Consider the following 17,803-nt stretch of genomic DNA (forward strand, 5'->3'; position numbering starts at 1 on the left):
CGGCGGGCCGATCGCTGTTCGCTGTGGTCACAGCATCTCCCGGCCGGGGCAGGGGCCGCCTCCGTACTGAGCACGGAACCCACCACGGACCCCTGCCCGCACCGCGTTCCTCATCCGACCTGGATGCCGACGATGCAGGTGTCGTCGTCGGTGTCCGACCTGCTGTAGGTCAGCAGGCGGTCGAGCTGCTGGTCGAGCGTGCTGGGTGCCGTGCGGGCGGTGGTCAGCAGATGGGTCAGGGACTCCTCCACGGACCGGTCCCGGCGCTCGATCAGACCGTCCGTGTACATCAACAGGGTGTCCTCGGCGCTCAGTTGGAGTTCGGCCTCCTCGTACACCACCTCGGGCAGCGCTCCGAGCAGCATTCCCTTGACCAGCGGCAGGGGAGTGGCTTCTCCGTCCCGGACCAGCACGGGCGGCAGGTGGCCCGCCCTGGCCCAGCGCAGCGTGCGCCGGGCCGGGTCGTACAGGCCGCAGACCGCCGTCGCGGTGACCGCTCCCGTCAGGTGGTGGGCGACGATGTTGAGCCAGGACAGCAGCTGGCCGGGACCGGCTCCGGTCACCGCGAGGCCGCGCAGCGCGTTGCGCAGGACGACCATGCTGGTCGCGGCTTCGATGCCGTGGCCGGCCACGTCCCCCACGCACAGCAGCACCAGCCGCGACGGCAGGACGACGGCGTCGTACCAGTCGCCGCCCACCAACTGCTCGGTCTCCGCGGGCCGGTATCGGACGGCCACCTGGAGGTCGTCCACCTCCAACGGCGCCTGGGTGGGGGGCATGATGGCGTGCTGCAACTGGAGGGTCAGCCGGTTGCGTTCGGTGGCCTGCTGCTCGGTGTGCGCCAGCTGGTCGCGGGTCGCGGCGAGCGCCACCTCGGTCCAGTGCTGGGCGGAGATGTCCTGGCACGCGCCGCGGACGAGGAGCAGCCGGCCGTCGGTGTCGAGCACCGGTTCGGCGACGACCCGGATGTGGCGGGTCACTCCGTCCGGCCGCTGCAACCGGAAGGCCGCGGCCGCCGGCCGTCGGTGGTGCAGCAGCGTACGCAGGAAACGGCGGATGGAGACGCCGTCGTCCGGGTGCGCGTGGTTCGGCAGCTCCTCCAGGGGCACCGGCGTGCTCGACCTCGGCCGGCCGTAGAGGTCGAACAGCTGCCCGTTCCAGGTGATCTCGCCGGTCAGCACGTTCTCCTCGAAGCCGCCGATGCGGCCGAGGCGCTGGGCGTGCTGGAGCAGGCTCGCCAGCCGGGCCGTCTCGTCCTCGATGCGCCACAGGAGCAGGACGGCCGTGCCGTGCCGGCTGATGCTGATGTCCGCGACCGCCGAGAGGGGGACCTGGTCGACCAGGGCGGTGAGGTTCATCCGGCGGGCCCGGAACGGCTCACCGGTGGCGTACACCCGCTCGATGCGCTGGAACAGCTCGCTGTCACCGGCGGCCATCGGGTAGGCCTCCAGCAGCAGCGCGCCGCTCACCACCGCACGCGGCCGGCCGGCCGGGTCCAGGAAGCGGTCGTTGACGTGCTGGATGCGGAAGTCCACCAGGTTCCCGGCGCCGTCGAGGTGGGGCACCAGGACCAGGGCGGGGTCGTGCAGCCCGTCGGCCAGGTCCATCAGCTCCGCGGCGTCCGGCAGGACGCGCGGCTCCTGCGCGGCGCCCAGCAGCGGCGTGTATGTCTCCAGCGTGTGGGCGCACAGCTCCGCGAGGGCCTCCACCTGGCGGACGATCTGCGGAGGCTGCGGTGCCAGGGGCGTCGGCCAGGCGATCTCCAGCACGCCGTGGACGCGCCCTCCGGTACCGGCGGGCACGGCGGCCCTGCCGCCGTCCGGATGGTGATGCAGGCCGATGCTGGGCAGCCCTGTCCCGGCGAGGGACGTGATCCACTGCCCCTCGCGCTCGGCCAGGCCGCGCCGCGCCACCGTCACCACGTCCGGCGGGACGTAACGCCAGCGCGCGGCCTCCGCGGGGGAGAAGCCGGCGCTGCCCGCCAGGGTGAGCGAACCGTCCGCACTCGCCGCCCAGATCGCCACCGCCACCGCGCCGAGCGGGCGCAGCGCCTGCTCCAGCAGGGCGTCGGCGACGGCCTGGGTGTCCTGCGCCGCCAGCGCACCGCTCTCCGCCGCGCGCAGACGCACGGCGGCCGACTCGGCCTCCGCCTCGTCGGCGGCCCGCGTGGCGGCGAGGAACGCGTTCGTCACCTCCGACATCCGGTCCCGGGCGGCCTGGTTGATGACGTCGACCGCGAACTCCAGCAGCGTGACCTGGGCCTGCCCGGCCAGTTCGGTGAGCTGCCGGGCGGCCTGGGCGGGCCCGCACTTGAGCCGCTCGACCAGGATGCCCTTGGCGAGCTCGATCAGCGCACGCCCCTCGGCCTCCGCCTGGGCGGCCCGCACCTCCCTGCTGAGCCGTTCCACGGTGGCCGCCAGCCTGCCCACCGGTGACACGGGCGGGACACCCGCGAGGTCCGCGGGCGTCCCGTCGGTGAAGGTCACCGACAGGGCGGAGGACGCCGGGGCAGCGGCGGACTCGAGCCTCGGCTCACCGTCCTGACCCGGATCGCGCGGATGCTCGGTGATGCTCACGGTGTGGATGCTCCTCGGCTGGAGCGCCCTGGGGCGCGGAACAGAAGACGCTGCGGGTCGGGCACCGGCGTACTCATGCGGGCAGCCAGCGCCGCACGCAGGCGATGAGATCGCGCGTGTCGACGGGCTTGGTCACGTAGTCGCTGGCGCCCGCGGCGAGGCTCTTCTCCCGGTCGCCGGGCATCGCCTTCGCGGTGACGGCGATGATGGGCAGCTCGGCGTACTGCGGCATCCTGCGGATCTCGGCCGTCGCGGTGTAGCCGTCCATCTCCGGCATCATCACGTCCATCAGCACGAGCGCGACGTCAGGGTTGCCGACCAGCGTCTCGATGCCCTTGCGCCCGTTCTCGGCGTGCAGCACCCGGAAGCCGTGCAGCTCAAGGATCCCGCTGAGCGCGAACAGGTTGCGCGCGTCGTCGTCGACGACCAGGACGGTACGGCCGGCCGGCGCGTCGTCCGGGCGCGGTGCCGGATGGTGCGGTTCCTCGGACCGGACCAGGGCCAGCACCTCCCCGGGCTCCTCGGCGGACAGGTGCAGGGCGATGCGCTCGCGCAGTTCGTCGAGGCTGGAGAGGAACTCCAGTGCCCCGCCCGACGAACGGGACCGGAGCGTCTCCTCCAGGGACACGTCCGTGGGGTAACTGCTGTGCACCAGCACCGGCACGTTCGCCAGCGCCGAGTCACCCTCCAGGGCCTGCAGGAACCGCGACGCCTCGCCGTCCTGCATGCCGTGCTCAAGGACGACGCAGTGGCACGCTTCGGCGGCGAGGGCGCCCGCCGCCTCCTGCGCCCCGACGGCGGTGATGATGTCGACCGCGGGCTGCCCACCGTCCTCCCGGCCGTGCGCCAGATCCGCGACCACGCTCTCCGCGACGAGGGTCAGCAGACCGCGCGGCCGTTCCTCGACGACCAGCAGCCGCCTGGGCCGCGGTACGTACCCGACCCGGGGCACCGGCACCGGGCGGGACGGTTCCTCGGGGACGGAGTCGGCCGAGGACGGCTCCGGACTCCTGCCGTGGCCGGCCAGTTCCTCGTAGTCGGGCCGGGCCACGGGCAGGAAGAGCGTGAAGGTGCTGCCCTGACCGGGTGTGCTGTCCACCGTGACGGCACCGCCGAGCAGTTGGGCGATCTCCCGGGTGATGGACAGTCCCAGACCGGTGCCGCCGTACTTGCGGCTCGTCGTGCCGTCCGCCTGCTGGAAGGCGCCGAAGATCGTCTCCAGGTGCTGCTCCTGGATGCCGACGCCGGTGTCCTTCACACGGAAGGCCACCACGGCACCGCCCCGGATCACCCCCTCGGGCACCTCCTCGTCGGGCGCCGGTTCGATGCTCAGCTCCACACCGCCCGTCTCGGTGAACTTCACGGCGTTCGACAGGAGGTTGCGCAGCACCTGGCGCAGCCGGGAGTCGTCGGTGAGCAGGTCAGCGGGCGCCCCGGGAGCGGTCGTGACCGTGAAGTCCAGCCCCTTCTGCGTCGTCATGGGCCGGAAGGTGGCCTCGACGTACTCGATGAGCTGCCGCAGCGCCACCCGCTCGGGCGCGACGTCCATCTTCCCGGCCTCGACCTTCGACAGGTCGAGGATGTCGTTGATCAGCTGCAGCAGGTCCGAGCCGGCGGAGTGGATGATCTGCGCGTACTCGACCTGCTTCGGGGTGAGGTTGCGCGACGGGTTCTGGGCCAGCAACTGGGCGAGGATGAGCAGGCTGTTGAGCGGGGTGCGCAGTTCGTGGCTCATGTTCGCCAGGAACTCCGACTTGTACTTCGAGGCCAGCGACAGCTGCTGGGCACGGGTCTCCAGTTCCTGCCGCGCCTGCTCGATCTGCAGGTTCTTCGCCTCGATGTCCCGGTTCTGCGCCACCAGCAGCGAGGCTTTCTCCTCCAGTTCGGCGTTGGAGCGCTGAAGCTCCTCCTGCTGGACCTGCAACTGCTCCGAACGGGCCTGCAGTTCGGCCGTCAGGCGCTGCGACTCGACCAGCAGCTCGTCGGTGCGGGCGTTGGCGACGATCGTGTTGACGTTGACGCCGATGGTCTCCATCAGCTGGGCCAGGAAGTCCTGGTGGGTCTCCGTGAAGGGGGTGACCGACGCCAGCTCGATGACGCCGAGGACCTGGTCCTCCACCACGATGGGCAGCAGCATCAGCGCCGTCGGCACCACCTGGCCGAGCCCCGAGGAGATGGTCACGTAGCCGGGCGGCAGCTCGTCCACCGTGATGGTGCGGCGGCTGCGCGCGGCCTGGCCGACCAGGGTGCGGCCGAAGGCGATACGGGTGGGCCGGTCGCTGTCGTCGGGGTAGCCGTAGGAGCCGACGAGCCGCAGCTCGGGCCCGTCGTCCCCGTCCTCGGCCAGGTAGAAGGCACCGTACTGCGCCGACACCAGGGGAACCAGCTCGTCCATGATCAGCTCGGCGACCACGGGCAGGTCGCGGTGGCCCTGCATCAGACTGGAGATCCGGGCGAGGTTCGTCTTGAGCCAGTCCTGCTCCTGGTTGGCGCGGGTGGTCTCGCGCAGGGACTCCACCATGGAGTTGATGTTGTCCTTGAGCTCCGCGACCTCGCCGGAGGCCTCCACGGTGATCGAACGCGTCAGATCGCCCTCGGCGACGGCGCTCGCGACCTCGGCGATGGCGCGGACCTGCCGGGTCAGGTTGCCCGCCAGTTCGTTGACGTTCTCCGTCAGGCGCTTCCAGGTGCCCGAGACGCCTTCCACCTCGGCCTGTCCGCCGAGGCGTCCTTCGGTGCCGACCTCGCGGGCGACGCGGGTGACCTCGTCGGCGAAGGCGGAGAGCTGGTCGACCATCGTGTTGATCGTCGTCTTGAGTTCGAGGATCTCGCCGCGGGCGTCCACGTCGATCTTCTTCGACAGGTCACCCCGGGCCACCGCGGTCGTCACCAGTGCGATGTTGCGGACCTGGCCGGTGAGGTTGTTGGCCATCGAGTTGACGTTGTCGGTGAGGTCCTTCCAGGTGCCCGCGACGTTCGGCACGTGCGCCTGTCCGCCGAGGCGTCCTTCGGTGCCGACCTCGCGGGCGACGCGGGTGACCTCGTCGGCGAAGGCCGACAGCGTGTCGACCATCGTGTTGATGACGTCCGCCAGCGCCGCGACCTCGCCCTTGGCCTCGACCGTGATCCGCTGCGACAGGTCGCCGCGCGCCACGGCGGTGGCGACCTGGGCGATGGAGCGGACCTGGCCGGTCAGGTTCGACGCCATCACGTTGACGTTGTCGGTGAGGTCCTTCCAGGTTCCCGACACGCCGCGCACCTGCGCCTGTCCGCCGAGGCGTCCTTCGGTGCCGACCTCGCGGGCGACGCGGGTGACCTCGTCGGCGAAGGCGGAGAGCTGGTCGACCATCGTGTTGATGGTGTTCTTCAGTTCGAGGATCTCGCCGCGGGCGTCCACGGTGATCTTCTGGGAGAGGTCGCCCTTGGCGACCGCAGTCGCCACCAGTGCGATGTTGCGGACCTGGCCGGTGAGGTTGCCCGCCATGAAGTTCACGGAGTCGGTCAGGTCGCGCCAGGTGCCCTTGACGCCCTTGACGTCCGCCTGTTCGCCGAGGCGTCCTTCGGTGCCGACCTCGCGGGCGACGCGGGTGACCTCGTCGGCGAAGGCGGAGAGCTGGTCGACCATCGTGTTGATGGTGTTCTTCAGTTCGAGGATCTCGCCGCGGGCCTCGACGGTGATCTTCTGGGAGAGGTCGCCCTGCGCCACCGCCGTGGTCACCTGGGCGATGGAGCGGACCTGGCCGGTGAGGTTGCCCGCCATGTGGTTCACCGAGTCCGTCAGGTCGCGCCAGACGCCGGCCACACCCGGCACCTGGGCCTGTCCGCCGAGGCGTCCTTCGCTGCCGACCTCGCGGGCGACGCGGGTGACCTCGTCGGCGAAGGCGGAGAGCTGGTCGACCATCGTGTTGACGGTCTCCTTCAGCTGCAGGATCTCGCCGCGGGCGGGCACGTCGATCTTCTGGGAGAGGTCGCCCTTCGCCACCGCCGTGGCCACCTGGGCGATGTCGCGGACCTGGGTGGTCAGGTTGCCCGCCATGGCGTTCACCGAGTCCGTCAGGTCGGCCCAGGTGCCCGAGACGCCCGGAACCTCGGCCTGCCCGCCGAGCGTGCCCTCCGTGCCCACCTCGCGGGCCACGCGGGTCACTTCGGAGGTGAACACGGACAGCTGGTCCACCATGCCGTTGAAGACCTTCGCGATGTCACCCATGAGGCCGTCGGCGTCGTCCGGCAGACGGGTGCCGAAGTCCCCGTCGCGTACCGCCGTCAGGCCCGCCAGGAGCCGCCGCAACTCCTCGTCGCCCGGAACCGCATCGACGACCCCGGTGCTCTCGCTGGTCATGCGCACCCTCGCTCCGCTCCCCAGGAGTCCCCGGAACCGAGGACTCGGACCCCCGCCGGACCGATCGGCGGCCCGGTTGTCGCCCACGCGTTTCCGCAGTTCACGGATCTGCGCGGGCAGAAAATACGCCGCAGGCTAACCCACGTTCCCGGCACGGAACAAAGCGTCGGGGCCAGGAGAAGACAGGCATCGACAAACAGGTATGCCCTGTGGAAACAGGGGTACTGGGAAAGATTTCGCGAAGCTCGTTCGCGGATTGTGCGGAGCTCGTCCGCGGAGAGCCGGCGCAGCCGGACTGCCGTCGTGGAACTCAACTGCCGCCGCGCCGGTCGGCGTGGGCGGGGCGGAAGCAGGCCGCCACCGTCTTGCCGTGCCGCTGGCACGTCATCCCCCAGTCGTCGGCGAGCTCGCGCACGATCCCCATGCCCCGCCCCGACTCCTCGCCCGCCTTCGGGTCACGCTGCCGCGGCAGCGTCGGATCGTCGTCATGGACGCTCACATGGAGGCAGTCACCGTCCCAGGTGAGGACCAGGTGCGCGTCGCTGTGCGCGTGCATGTGCGCGTTGGTGAGCAGTTCGGACACCGCCAGGACGATGTCGTCCACCGTCTCCGGTTCAGCGGCGGTCCACGGCAGGGACTCCAGACGCTCGCGCGTCCACTGCCGCGCGGCGCGCACGCCCCCCGACACGGGGAACGTGTGCACCCAACCCATCGCCTTGACCGCCACCGACATCACTCCTCCCTGCCGTCAACGCCCGTTTCTACACAGGCCGTCTACCCGGCGCCCGCCTTCACAGGCCTTCGAGCCCGGTTCCCAGTCCGGGCCGCCGTGCACCTCGTGCGAAGAAACTCGTGACGGCTGTGACCCCGTGGGGCGTCAGTCGTCACTCCGGGGACCGTGCCAGTCCAGGATGACGACCGTGGCGTCGTCCTTGAGGTTGCCCCGGCAGGCGTCCAGCACCGCGGTCGTCAGGGCGCGGACGGCCTCCCTGGGGTGCGAGGCGCGGGTGTCACGCACGACAGAGGGCAGGTCGACGGCCGCGGCACCACGTTCCTGCATACCGTCGGTGAGCAGGACCAGGCGGTCGCCGGGGCGAAGCCGGAGTTCCTGGACGCGGTAGGAGGTGGGTGCCGCCACGCCGAAGGGCAGGTTGACGGCGAGCTTGATCTCCTCGACCTCGGTGGCGCCTCGGCGCAGGCGCAGGGGCCACGGGTGTCCCGCGTTGACCAGCTCGCAGGTCCCTGTCCCGAGCCGGATGCACATCACCTGCCCGGTGGCCAGACCACGGCTGTGGGCCAGCAGGGCCTCGTGGGCGCGACGGGCCTGCTGCAGCGCGTCGCAGCCACTGCGGCGGGCGCCGCGCATGGCACCGACCAGCAGCGTGGCCAGCAGGGCGGAGTTGGTGTCGTGGCCCATGGCGTCGGTGATGGACAGGTGCAGGGTGTCGCGGTCGAGGGTGTAGTCGTAGGTGTCGCCGCCGATGTCGTCGGCCGGCACCAGCCCCGCGGCGAGCGTGAACTGCGGGGCCTCGCAGCAGGGCGCCGAGGGCAGCAACTGGTGCTGGATCTCGGCGGCCAGGCTGGTCGGGGTGGTGCGTCTGCCCGCGTGGTACAGGTCGGTGAAGCGGCGGTCCGTGACGATGATGTAGGCCAGCGCGTGCGCCGCCTCGCTGATCTGCCGGAGCACGGTGTCGTCGGCGCACTGCAGCGTCACCTCCAGCACCCCGATGCAGTCGCCGCGGTTGGTGACGGGCGAGATCACGCGCCGTCCGCCCAGACCGTCCGGTTCCACGTGCTGGCGCTGGCTCTGCAGAACCGTGTCGTAGACGCTGCCCCGAAGGTCGATCCGCTCCGCACCACCGGCCGTGTCACCTGCGGCGGGCGCGGTCAGACGCAGCAGCCGCTGCCCCATGAGATCGACGAACAGGAACGACACCCGCTCCGCCCCGAAGCGCTTGCGCAGATCGAGCGCGAGCACGTCGACGGACTCCCCGGGCGGCGCGGCCTCCGCCGCGGCCAAGAGCTCGCCCAGTCCCAGATCTCCGCCCTCCATGGCAACCTCCCATCCGATGTCGCCACGTCTTCCCCGGCTTCCGCCGACCTCACCCGATACGTCCCTCACACCCGGTGAGGACGTGCTGCCTTCCCCCGACGGGGGGACGCCCGGGCAGCACCAGTGTTCGAGACCTGACACGTGCGGTCACGACGTCGGGACCCGGATTCCCACGAGCGGCGAAGTACCGGGTGAAAGCCAAGTCTTCGGACTGTGAATCGATGAGAGGAGAGGGGCTGCCGACCGAGCCGGGCAAGCTGACGGTCACCCTGCGCGACAGGGGCGGGGCGCCGGACTTCGACCGGCCGACGAGGGCGGACGAGTGGCCGATGGTCCAGTTCTTCCTCTCCGGCCTGCTCCGCGCCCCCGCTCTGCCGAACGGGCTGCGCCCCGCGGCGTTCGAGGCGCTCGCCGCGGTCCCCGGGGTGAAGGTGCTCCCGGAGCAGACGGACGCCGACGGCCGCACGGGGATCGGCATCCAGTACGTGGGCAAGCCCGGCACTCCCTGGGCGGACGGCGGACCCGTGCTGGTCTTCGACGCGAGGACGTACCGGTACCTCGGCACGCGTGACGAGCGCACAGCGGGCGGCCGGACGTACGAGCAGTGCTCGTACGTCCAGCCGCCGCCGCAGTGGTGGACCGGGTGAGGCAGCGCCCCTGAGCGTCCGTCACCTCAACACGGAACGGGGCTCGCGTCCGGGCCCGGTCACTGGCTGAAGTCAGTACCCGGGCCCGGCCGTCGGGACGTGTGCCACCTCCGTCAGACGCGGCGGGTCACGCGGCGGGCGGGGGCCCTGCCGTGCTCGCCCACGTGTGCGTCGGGGAAGGACCTGTCGCCGAAGAGGACGCGGCCGGCCGCGGCCCGGCCGAGGGGTGTGCGCAGCAGGGTGAAGGCCGCCGCTGTCAGGGCGGGTGTGCGGAGGTGGGCCAGACCTCGGCGCAGCATGAGGCGTCCTTTGAAGTCGGCGCGCAGCGAGGCTCCGTCATAGTGGGTCAACGCCTCCGGCTTCCCGGACCGCAGCGCGTCGTGCAGGACCGCGGCCGCGTGTTCCGACAGCCGCAGGCAGGGGTCCAGGCCACCGGCGGTGAGCGGTGAGACCGCACCCGCCGCGTCGCCCACCAGCAGCCCGTCGGGGCAGCTGATCCGGCGCAGTACGCCGCCGACGGGTATCGGGCCACCGCGCCGCTCCACCACCTCGGGACGCTCCACGCCGGCCAGTCCCGGCGCCGACGCGCTGAACCGTCGCAGGGCCTGGCGCAGCCCGGCCGGGAAGCGGTCGGCGTAGCCCGCGACGCCGACATGGGCGTGCTGTCCGTCGTTGACCACCCAGGCCAGGTAACCGGGGGCGAGCGTGGGATCCACAACGCAGTGGAACGTGGGCGGTTCGTCATGGCCGGGGAGTGCGAAGACCTCCTCGGCCCCGATCAGCAGGTGCCGGTTGCGGTCGAGGGCGAGGTCGCGGGCGACCGTCGAGCGGGCTCCGTCGGCGCCGACGACGAACCGGGCCCGGACCGTCGTCGGCCCGTCACGGCCGACCAGATGGAAGATGTCGCCCTGACGGCCGGCGTAGCGCGTGCCCAGCGCCGTCCGCACCCCGGCGGCGGCAGCGGTGGCCGCCGCCGCTGTGTAGAGCGGGGCCATGTCGCCCACCCGGTACTCGTCGCGGGCGCTGACCAGGCTGACGGGGCGGTCCAGGCCAGGGGGGTAGAGGACCACGCGGCGAATCGGTGGTCCCAGGTGTTCGGCGGGCAGCGGAAAGTCGTCGAGTGTCTTCCGTACGAAGATTCCGGTGGTGCGGATCGCGCCGGTCAGACTAGCCCGCCGGTCGACCAGGAGCACGTCGTGACCTTCCCGGGCGAGGAGGGTGGCGGTGTGCAGGCCGGCCAGTCCGGCGCCGACCACCAGGACGTCGGTACTGGCCGTGACCGGGACGCCGTGGGCGGTGCCGGCTGTCTTCATGGGCTGCTCCCTGTGGACCTTGATCATCGGTGGCCTGCGTGCGCGGCGCCGTCCGCCGGCTGCTCGGCCTCCCAGCGCAGCAGGTCACCCGGCTGGCAGTCGAGCGCCTCGCAGAGCGCGGCCAGCGTGGTGAAGCGCACCGCCTTGGCGCGGCCGTTCTTGAGGACTGCGAGGTTGGCGGGTGTGATGCCGACGCGTTCGGCGAGCTCACCCACGGACATCTTCCGCCTGGCCAGCATCACGTCGATGTCGACGACGATCGGCATCAGATCACCTCTTCCAGCTCGGCCCGCATCCGTGCCGCCTCGACGTCGCGCGCGACGGCCTGGGCGAGCAGCATCCGCAGCACGAGCACGATGAGAGCGACACCGAAGACAGCCAGGGAGACACCGCCCAGGAGGAGCACGATGCCCGGCGCCACGGCCTCACCGGGCGCCAGCACCACCCCCAGGGCGAACACCAGCAGCGCCGCCGCGACGAATGCGCCGATCACGAGGTGTACGTAGCGGAAGGCGGCGGGGGAGAACACGGTGCCGCGTCGCACCATCGTCACCAGCTGCCATACGCAGACCAGGACGACCTGGACCGTCACGATGCCCAGGACCAAGATCACCAGGATCGGGACGCGTCGGTCCGCGAGGACGCTGTCGTCCATGTCGTCGGCCAGCAGCGCCACCATCACCGTCTGGACGAACACCGAGCCGGCGAGCAGTGCCACGCACACGGCGCGCAGCGCGGACACGGTCAGCTTTCCCATCATGGCCCCCTCAATCGAAACGCGATGGGAATCTATCGAAATTCGATAGGTTCGCGCAAGGTGGTGCCGTGGGGGACCGAGCGCAGCCGTCGAGGGCCGGGCGTACTCGTCAAGGCCGGGCGCAGCCGCCGGAGCTCGGAGTGCGGGCTCGGTGCCTGCGTCAGTCGGTGCTCGGTCCGGTGCGGTCCCACCGTCGCCGGGCTGGGTGCGGCAGTGACTCGCGCCCCTATTGCCCGTATCCTCGTCAATGCCCAGTATTTCCTAAAGCGGATGTGTGAAGGGCTGGGTGAGGCGGAGCGTGGTACGGACCGGCGGGGAACCGATACCGACGGGGAGCGCGACGGGCGGTGCAGGGCCCGCCCGTTCCCGTGAGCGGTTTCTCCAGGGCGATCCGATCGACGACGTGCGCACGTCGATCCTGCGCTCCTGGCAGCGCTGCCGATCGCTGGCTCTCTCGCCGGACCAGAACGACCTTCCCTTCCGGGACGACTTCGACCCGGAGAGCCGGCTCGTCCGCGCCGCCGAGCCGGTGCTCGACCGGCTGCGGTCCCGGTTCGCCGGCAGCGCCATGAACATCTCCGTCGCCGACGCGAACGGCACGGTGGTGCTGCGGCGCTTCGGTGAGGAGTCCCTGGCCAGACGCCTGCCGACGATCCAGCGGGTCCCGGGCTTCGTGTTCGCCGAGCAGTTCGCCGGTACGAACGGCATCGGCCTCGCGCTGGCGGAGCGACGACTGATCCGCGTCTACGGCGCCGAGCACTTCGCTGAGCGCTCCCAGGGGAGCGCCTGCCGTGCGCTTCCCGTCCGCGACCCGCTCAGCGGGCGTATGGAGGGCGTCCTGTGTTTCGGCTACCCACGCGGCCTCGAGGACCCGGCGCTGACCACGGTGATCTGCAAGGCGGCCGAGGCCATCGAGCGACGGCTGCTGGGCCAGAGCTCCGCACGGGAGCGCGCCCTGCTGGGGGCGTATCTGGACTCCGCGGCCCACGACGCGGTCGGCCTGCGCCACGGAGTCGACGTGGATGAACTGGCCGACCGGCTGCCCGCCCGTGACCGGGAACTCCTCCGGGAGAAGGCCACGGAGCTGATCTCCCGCGCGCAGCGGGGCGCGGTCGACGTGGCCCTGTCCGAGGGCCGGGTGACGCTCGTGAGCCGCCCGGTGACGACCGCATCGGGCATCGAGGGCATCGCCATCGAGGCGATCGTCCCCGCCCCCGCGGCGCGGCCGCTGCTCGGTGTCTCACACCATGAGGACCACCGGCTCGCCCTCCCCGCCGAGCCCGCCGCCTCCCCTGCCGGTCCGCTGTCCGGGGGCCGTCCCGTGGCCCTCGTGCCCGGGCAGATCGCCGTGGCGTCAACGCAGTCTCCCGACGCGGCAACCGGCCGGGAGGCCGCGAGAACCCGGGGCGTCCCGACCGCCCGCGGCGGCGGCCCGGCCGGCATCCCGGCCGGCATCCCTTCCGGCCCTTCCGGCCCTCCGGGCTCCCCGCCCCAGGCACCCCGCCTCGTGCTGCTGGGGGAGCCGCACGTGGGGACGTACGCCCTGGCCGCGCGTCGCCGCCTGGAACTGCTGTCCGAGGCCAGTGCCCACATAGGCACCACCCTGGACGTGCTCCGCACCGCGCAGGAACTCGCCGAGACGGTCGTCCCACGCCTGGCCGACTACGTCACGATCGACCTGCCCGAGCCCGTTCTGCGCGGCGAGGAGTCCCCCGACCCCGGCAGCGACCTGCGCCGTGCCGTGGTCCACGGCATCCGCGACGACTGTCCCTTCAGCCCGGTCGGCAAGAGGATGGACTTCGGTCCGCTCGCGCCGCAGTCACGGTGTCTGGCCGGTGGGCACGCGGTGCTCGAACCGGACCTGGCAGCCGCCGCGGGCTGGCTGTCCCAGGACCCCGAGCACACCGAACAACTGCTGACGTGCGTCCAGTCCCTCATCGTGGTCCCGCTGCTCGCGCGCGGCGTCGTCCTCGGCATCGTCAGCTTCTACCGCTCGCCGGACTCCCCCCTCTTCGGCGACGACGACTCCTCGCTGGCGCAGGAACTCACCTCCCGCGCCGCCCTGTCCATCGACAACGCCCGGCGCTACACACGCGAACGCACCATGGTCCTGGCCCTGCAGCGCAGCCTGCTCCCGCACGGCCTGCCCGACCAGGACGCCGTCGAGGTCGCCCATCGCTACCTGCCCGCCGAGTCCGACGTGGGCGGAGACTGGTACGACGTCATCCCGCTCTCGGGCACCAGGGTCGGCCTGTTCGTCGGAGACGTCGTCGGCCACGGCATGCTCTCCGCCGCCACGATGGGCCGGCTGCGCACCGCGGCGCGCAGCTTCGCCGAGCTCGACTTCCCTCCGGACGAGGTCCTCACCCACCTCGACAACCTCGTGGGACGCCTGGACCGGGACGACGCCGGCGGCGCCGGCATCATCGGAGCGACCTGCCTGTACGCCATCTACGACCCGACCTCACGGCAGTGCACCATGGCCCGTGCCGGCCACCCTCCGCCCGCTCTGGTCGCCCCCGACGGCACCGTGTCCCTTCCCGAGCTGCCCGCCGGACCCCCTCTGGGCCTCGGGGGTCTGCCCTTCGAATCCGCCGAGATCCAACTCGCCGAGAACAGCCAGCTGGTCCTCTACACGGACGGACTCATCGAGGACCGGGACCGCGATGTCGACGTGGTCCTCGACCAACTGCGCGCCGAACTGGCGCGCCCCGGGCGCACCCCGGAGGAGACCTGCCAGGCCGTCCTCGACACCGTGGCGCCCGCCCATCCCCGCGACGACATCGCCCTGGTCGTCGCCCGCACCCATGCCCTGGACCCCGACCGGATCGCCGCCTGGGACGTGCCCGCCGACCCGGCCCGGGTCAGCGACGTCCGTGCCGCGGCCGTCCGGCAACTGGCGGACTGGGGCCTCGACGAGACCGCCTTCGCCGTGGAACTGCTGCTCAGCGAGCTGGTCACCAACGCCATGCGGCACGGTGCCGGGCCGATCACGGTGCGGCTGCTGTACAACCGCACGCTGATCTGCGAGGTCTCCGACAGCAGCAACACCGCCCCGCACCTGCGCCAGGCGGCCAGCACCGACGAGGGCGGCCGCGGCCTGTTCCTCGTCGCCCAGCTGGCCCAGAGCTGGGGCACGCGGTACCTGCCGCAGGGCAAGGTCATCTGGGCGGAGTGCGGCCTCGGCGACGTCTGAGGGGCGAGGCACACCGGCGCACCGAGCATCCCTTGGCGGCCCGCCGGCCCGATGGGTGTCACAGCGGGCCGGAACATGTCTGAAATGTAATGATTTGCTCAAACAGCGTCCCCGATGAACGTCGGGAAGAAATCGCCAGGCCGATCCCCGGAGATGTCCGTGCACGACGCTCCCGACACCTCTGCGCAGGCGGTCCCGCCCGCCGGGGCGGACCCACTGGTCCGTATCCGCGGGCTGGTCAAGCGGTTCGGCGGCACCCTCGCCCTGGCAGGCGTCGACCTCGACGTCCACGCCGGCAGCGTCCTCGCACTCCTCGGCCCCAACGGCGCGGGCAAGTCCACGCTCATCAAGATCCTCGCCGGCGTCCACCACGCCGACGCGGGCCGGATCACCGTGGGCGGACACCCGCTCGGGACCCACCCCGCCTCCCACGGCATGTCCTTCATCCACCAGGACCTGGGGCTCGTGGAATGGATGACGGTCGCCGAGAACATCGCCCTGGGCACCGGCTATCCGCGCCGCGCCGGGCTGATCTCCTGGCGGCGCACCCGGGAGCGCTGCACCGACGCCCTGCGGATCGTCGCCGCCCACCTCGACCCCGACGCGCCGGTCGCCGACCTCGCCCCCGCTGACCGTTCACTGACCGCCATCGCCCGAGCCCTGGCGGCCCGGGCGAAGCTCATCGTGCTCGACGAGCCGACCGCTCGCCTGCCCGCGGCGGACTGCGCCCGCCTCTTCCGCGTCCTGCACGCCCTGCGCGACCGAGGACACGGCATCCTCTACGTCAGTCACCGCCTGGACGAGGTGTACCAGGTCGCCGACACCTTCGCCGTCCTGCGCGACGGCCGCCTCGTCAGCCACGGCCCGCTCGCAAGCCGCGACCCCGCCCGTCTGGTGCACGACATCGTCGGCGACGAACCGACCGGCCGCCGCCCCGCCACGGCCTGGGCCGAGGGCCCCGCGACGCTGACGCTCGACGGCGTACGGACCGCCGGAACCGGACCGGTCAGCCTGCGCCTCGCCGCCGGTGAGGTCCTCGCTCTGGTCGGTCTCACGGGCGCGGGACACATGCACCTGGGACGAGCCCTCGCCGGCGCCCTGCCCGTCCTCGGCGGTCAGGCCCTTCTCGACGGCCGTCCCTACCACCCCCGCACCGTCGCCGAGGCCGTCGGCCGCGGGGTCGGCCTCGTCACCGCCGACCGGCAGCGCGACGGCTGCGCCGACGAGCTGACCGTACGGGAGAACCTGCTGCCCAACCCCCGCGCGGGACGCCCGAGGCAGCCGCGCTGGATCAGCCCCCGCCGCGAACGCACCGAGGCGGCCGCGCTGATCGCACGGCTGTCGGTCCGACCCCCCGACAGCGAGGCCCCCATCGCCACCCTGTCCGGCGGGAACCAGCAGAAGGTCATGATCGGCCGCTGGCTCCGTACGGGCCTGCGGCTGCTGATCCTCGAGGAGCCGACGGCGAGCGTGGACATCGGCGCCAAGGCGGCCGTCTACCGTCTGCTCGACCAGGCGCTGGCCGCCGGCCTCGCCGTGCTGCTCGTCTCCAGCGACTTCGAGGAGGTGGCGGGCGTGTGCCGGCGTGCCCTGGTCTTCGTGCGCGGGACCTCGACTGCGGAGCTGAGCGGTCCGCGCCTCACGGTCGCCGAACTCACCCGGGAGGCTTCCGCCATGCCCCCCTCCGGCAGCGCGGCACACCCATGACGTCCTCGTCCTCGCCCCGGCCGCGACGGCGACGGCCGGGCCCGCCCGGCCGGTTCCGCCGGCCTGACGGGCCGGTACCGGCGGCGCGACCGCGCGGCCCGGGCGGACACCTCGTCGGCGCCTACGGCCTCCTGGCCCTGACCGCCCTGCTCTGCCTGGTCTTCTCCCTCACCCTGCCGCGCACCTTCCCCACCGCGGCCACCCTCGACGCGATCCTGTCCAACCAGTCGATCCCGGCCGTCCTCGCCCTCGCGGCGATGGTGCCCATCGTCACCCGCGCGTTCGACCTGTCCCTCGGCTACGGCCTCGGACTCGCCCACGTGATGGTGATGCAACTCGTCGTCCACGAGGGCTGGCCCTGGCAGCTCGCCTGCCTGGTGGTGATCGCCGGCGGGGCGGTGGTGGGCGTCCTCAACGGTGTCATCGTCGAGTTCGGCCGGATCGACTCCTTCATCGCCACGCTCGGAACGGGAAGCATGCTGTACGCCGTCACCGGCTGGGTCACCGACGGCGGCCGGATCGTGCCCGGGCCGCAGGGCCTCCCGGCCGCCTTCACCGACCTGTACGACTCCACGTTCCTCGGCCTGCCGGTCCCCGCCTTCTACGTGCTGGCCCTGGCGGTCGTCCTCTGGGTGGTGCTGGAACGGCTGCCGCTCGGCCGGTACCTGTACGTCGTCGGCTCCAACCGCCGCGCCGCCGACCTGGTCGGCATCCCCACCCGCAGGTACTCCGTGTACACCTTCGCCGTGTCGGGGCTGATCGTCGGCTTCGCCGGTGTGCTGCTCGCGGCCCAGCAGCAGATCGGCAATCCGAGCGTCGGTCTCGACTACCTGCTGCCCGCCTTCGTCGGAGCCCTCCTCGGCTCCACCGCGATCAAACCCGGCCGCCCCAACGCGCCGGGCACGGTCGTCGCCGTCGCAGTCCTCGCCGTCGGCCTCACCGGCATCGGCCAGATGGGCGCCGACTTCTGGACCATCCCGCTGTTCCACGGCGGCACGCTGCTCCTGGCGGTCGGCCTGGCCGGCTACTCCGCGCGCCGCCTGCGCACCAGCGCCGCCACGGCCCGCGACGCCCCTGCCGGACCACCGCCCCGCGCGTCGCGGCCCGGCGGCCCGGCGGACCGCCCTCCCTGACCGCGCCACGGGCCCATCCGTGTGACCCCCGCACCCCCGACGTGTCCTCCCATCCCCTCCGTTCCTCCGCGAGGAGCTCCCG

11 protein-coding genes are annotated in these 17,803 nt (G+C 72.1%); 4 read left to right on the forward strand and 7 right to left on the reverse strand.

The window, feature by feature from the left end:
- Nucleotides 1-110 precede the first annotated feature (110 nt).
- The 4 genes from ACFPZJ_RS25710 to ACFPZJ_RS25725 form a co-directional block, all read right to left on the reverse strand.
- Nucleotides 111-2,576 (reverse strand): SpoIIE family protein phosphatase, encoded by a 2,466-nt coding sequence (locus ACFPZJ_RS25710; protein ID WP_381026087.1) that lies wholly within the window; start codon nt 2,574-2,576, stop codon nt 111-113.
- A 73-nt stretch (nt 2,577-2,649) separates the two neighbouring features.
- Nucleotides 2,650-6,915 (reverse strand): HAMP domain-containing protein, encoded by a 4,266-nt coding sequence (locus tag ACFPZJ_RS25715; RefSeq protein WP_381026090.1) that lies wholly within the window; start codon nt 6,913-6,915, stop codon nt 2,650-2,652.
- Between the two features lie 310 nt (nt 6,916-7,225).
- Nucleotides 7,226-7,642, reverse strand: coding sequence for an ATP-binding protein (locus ACFPZJ_RS25720; protein WP_381026664.1), 417 nt, complete (start codon nt 7,640-7,642; stop codon nt 7,226-7,228).
- A 150-nt stretch (nt 7,643-7,792) separates the two neighbouring features.
- Nucleotides 7,793-8,968 carry a PP2C family protein-serine/threonine phosphatase gene (locus ACFPZJ_RS25725; protein WP_381026093.1) on the reverse strand — a complete coding sequence of 392 codons (1,176 nt, stop codon included), beginning with the start codon at nt 8,966-8,968 and terminating at the stop codon, nt 7,793-7,795.
- 221 nt (nt 8,969-9,189) lie between these two features.
- Here ACFPZJ_RS25725 and ACFPZJ_RS25730 point away from each other — a divergent pair, with 221 nt between their 5' ends.
- Nucleotides 9,190-9,615: a hypothetical protein gene (locus tag ACFPZJ_RS25730; protein ID WP_381026096.1), complete on the forward strand. Its 426-nt coding sequence runs from the start codon at nt 9,190-9,192 to the stop codon at nt 9,613-9,615.
- Between the two features lie 113 nt (nt 9,616-9,728).
- On the opposite strand, the gene ACFPZJ_RS25735 is transcribed toward ACFPZJ_RS25730, so the two are convergent.
- Genes ACFPZJ_RS25735 through ACFPZJ_RS25745 form a run of 3 tightly spaced genes read right to left on the reverse strand, consistent with a single transcriptional unit; the run spans nt 9,729 to nt 11,685 of the window.
- Nucleotides 9,729-10,928: an FAD-dependent oxidoreductase gene (locus ACFPZJ_RS25735; protein ID WP_381026099.1), complete on the reverse strand. Its 1,200-nt coding sequence runs from the start codon at nt 10,926-10,928 to the stop codon at nt 9,729-9,731.
- 23 nt (nt 10,929-10,951) lie between these two features.
- Nucleotides 10,952-11,194 carry a helix-turn-helix domain-containing protein gene (locus ACFPZJ_RS25740; protein WP_381026102.1) on the reverse strand — a complete coding sequence of 81 codons (243 nt, stop codon included), beginning with the start codon at nt 11,192-11,194 and terminating at the stop codon, nt 10,952-10,954.
- Complete coding sequence (locus tag ACFPZJ_RS25745; RefSeq protein ID WP_381026667.1) at nt 11,194-11,685, reverse strand: DUF2975 domain-containing protein; 492 nt, start codon at nt 11,683-11,685, stop codon at nt 11,194-11,196. The genes ACFPZJ_RS25740 and ACFPZJ_RS25745 overlap by 1 nt, the downstream gene beginning before the upstream one ends.
- A gap of 298 nt (nt 11,686-11,983) precedes the next feature.
- Between ACFPZJ_RS25745 and ACFPZJ_RS25750 the strand changes: the two genes are divergently transcribed.
- From ACFPZJ_RS25750 to ACFPZJ_RS25760, 3 genes are all read left to right on the forward strand, one after another.
- Complete coding sequence (locus ACFPZJ_RS25750) at nt 11,984-14,881, forward strand: SpoIIE family protein phosphatase (RefSeq protein WP_381026669.1); 2,898 nt, start codon at nt 11,984-11,986, stop codon at nt 14,879-14,881.
- Nucleotides 14,882-15,040: 159 nt separating this feature from the next.
- Nucleotides 15,041-16,588: a sugar ABC transporter ATP-binding protein gene (locus ACFPZJ_RS25755; RefSeq protein ID WP_381026105.1), complete on the forward strand. Its 1,548-nt coding sequence runs from the start codon at nt 15,041-15,043 to the stop codon at nt 16,586-16,588.
- Entirely contained in the window at nt 16,585-17,721 is a 1,137-nt protein-coding gene (locus ACFPZJ_RS25760; RefSeq protein WP_381026107.1) for an ABC transporter permease, read from the forward strand. The genes ACFPZJ_RS25755 and ACFPZJ_RS25760 overlap by 4 nt, the downstream gene beginning before the upstream one ends.
- The last annotated feature ends 82 nt before the right edge of the window (nt 17,722-17,803 follow it).

The sequence above is a fragment of the Streptomyces bullii genome (genome assembly GCF_042657145.1).
Taxonomy (GTDB): Bacteria; Actinomycetota; Actinomycetes; order Streptomycetales; family Streptomycetaceae; genus Streptomyces; species Streptomyces bullii.

Bases quoted from the DNA above. Each gene is read 5' to 3' on its own strand.
- ACFPZJ_RS25725 (WP_381026093.1), bottom strand. From the start codon at position 8,968: ATGGAGGGCGGAGATCTGGGACTGGGCGAGCTCTTGGCCGCGGCGGAG.
- ACFPZJ_RS25715 (WP_381026090.1), bottom strand. From the start codon at position 6,915: ATGACCAGCGAGAGCACCGGGGTCGTCGATGCGGTTCCGGGCGACGAG.
- ACFPZJ_RS25735 (WP_381026099.1), bottom strand. From the start codon at position 10,928: ATGAAGACAGCCGGCACCGCCCACGGCGTCCCGGTCACGGCCAGTACC.
- ACFPZJ_RS25740 (WP_381026102.1), bottom strand. From the start codon at position 11,194: ATGCCGATCGTCGTCGACATCGACGTGATGCTGGCCAGGCGGAAGATG.
- ACFPZJ_RS25760 (WP_381026107.1), top strand. From the start codon at position 16,585: ATGACGTCCTCGTCCTCGCCCCGGCCGCGACGGCGACGGCCGGGCCCG.
- ACFPZJ_RS25730 (WP_381026096.1), top strand. From the start codon at position 9,190: ATGAGAGGAGAGGGGCTGCCGACCGAGCCGGGCAAGCTGACGGTCACC.
- ACFPZJ_RS25745 (WP_381026667.1), bottom strand. From the start codon at position 11,685: ATGGGAAAGCTGACCGTGTCCGCGCTGCGCGCCGTGTGCGTGGCACTG.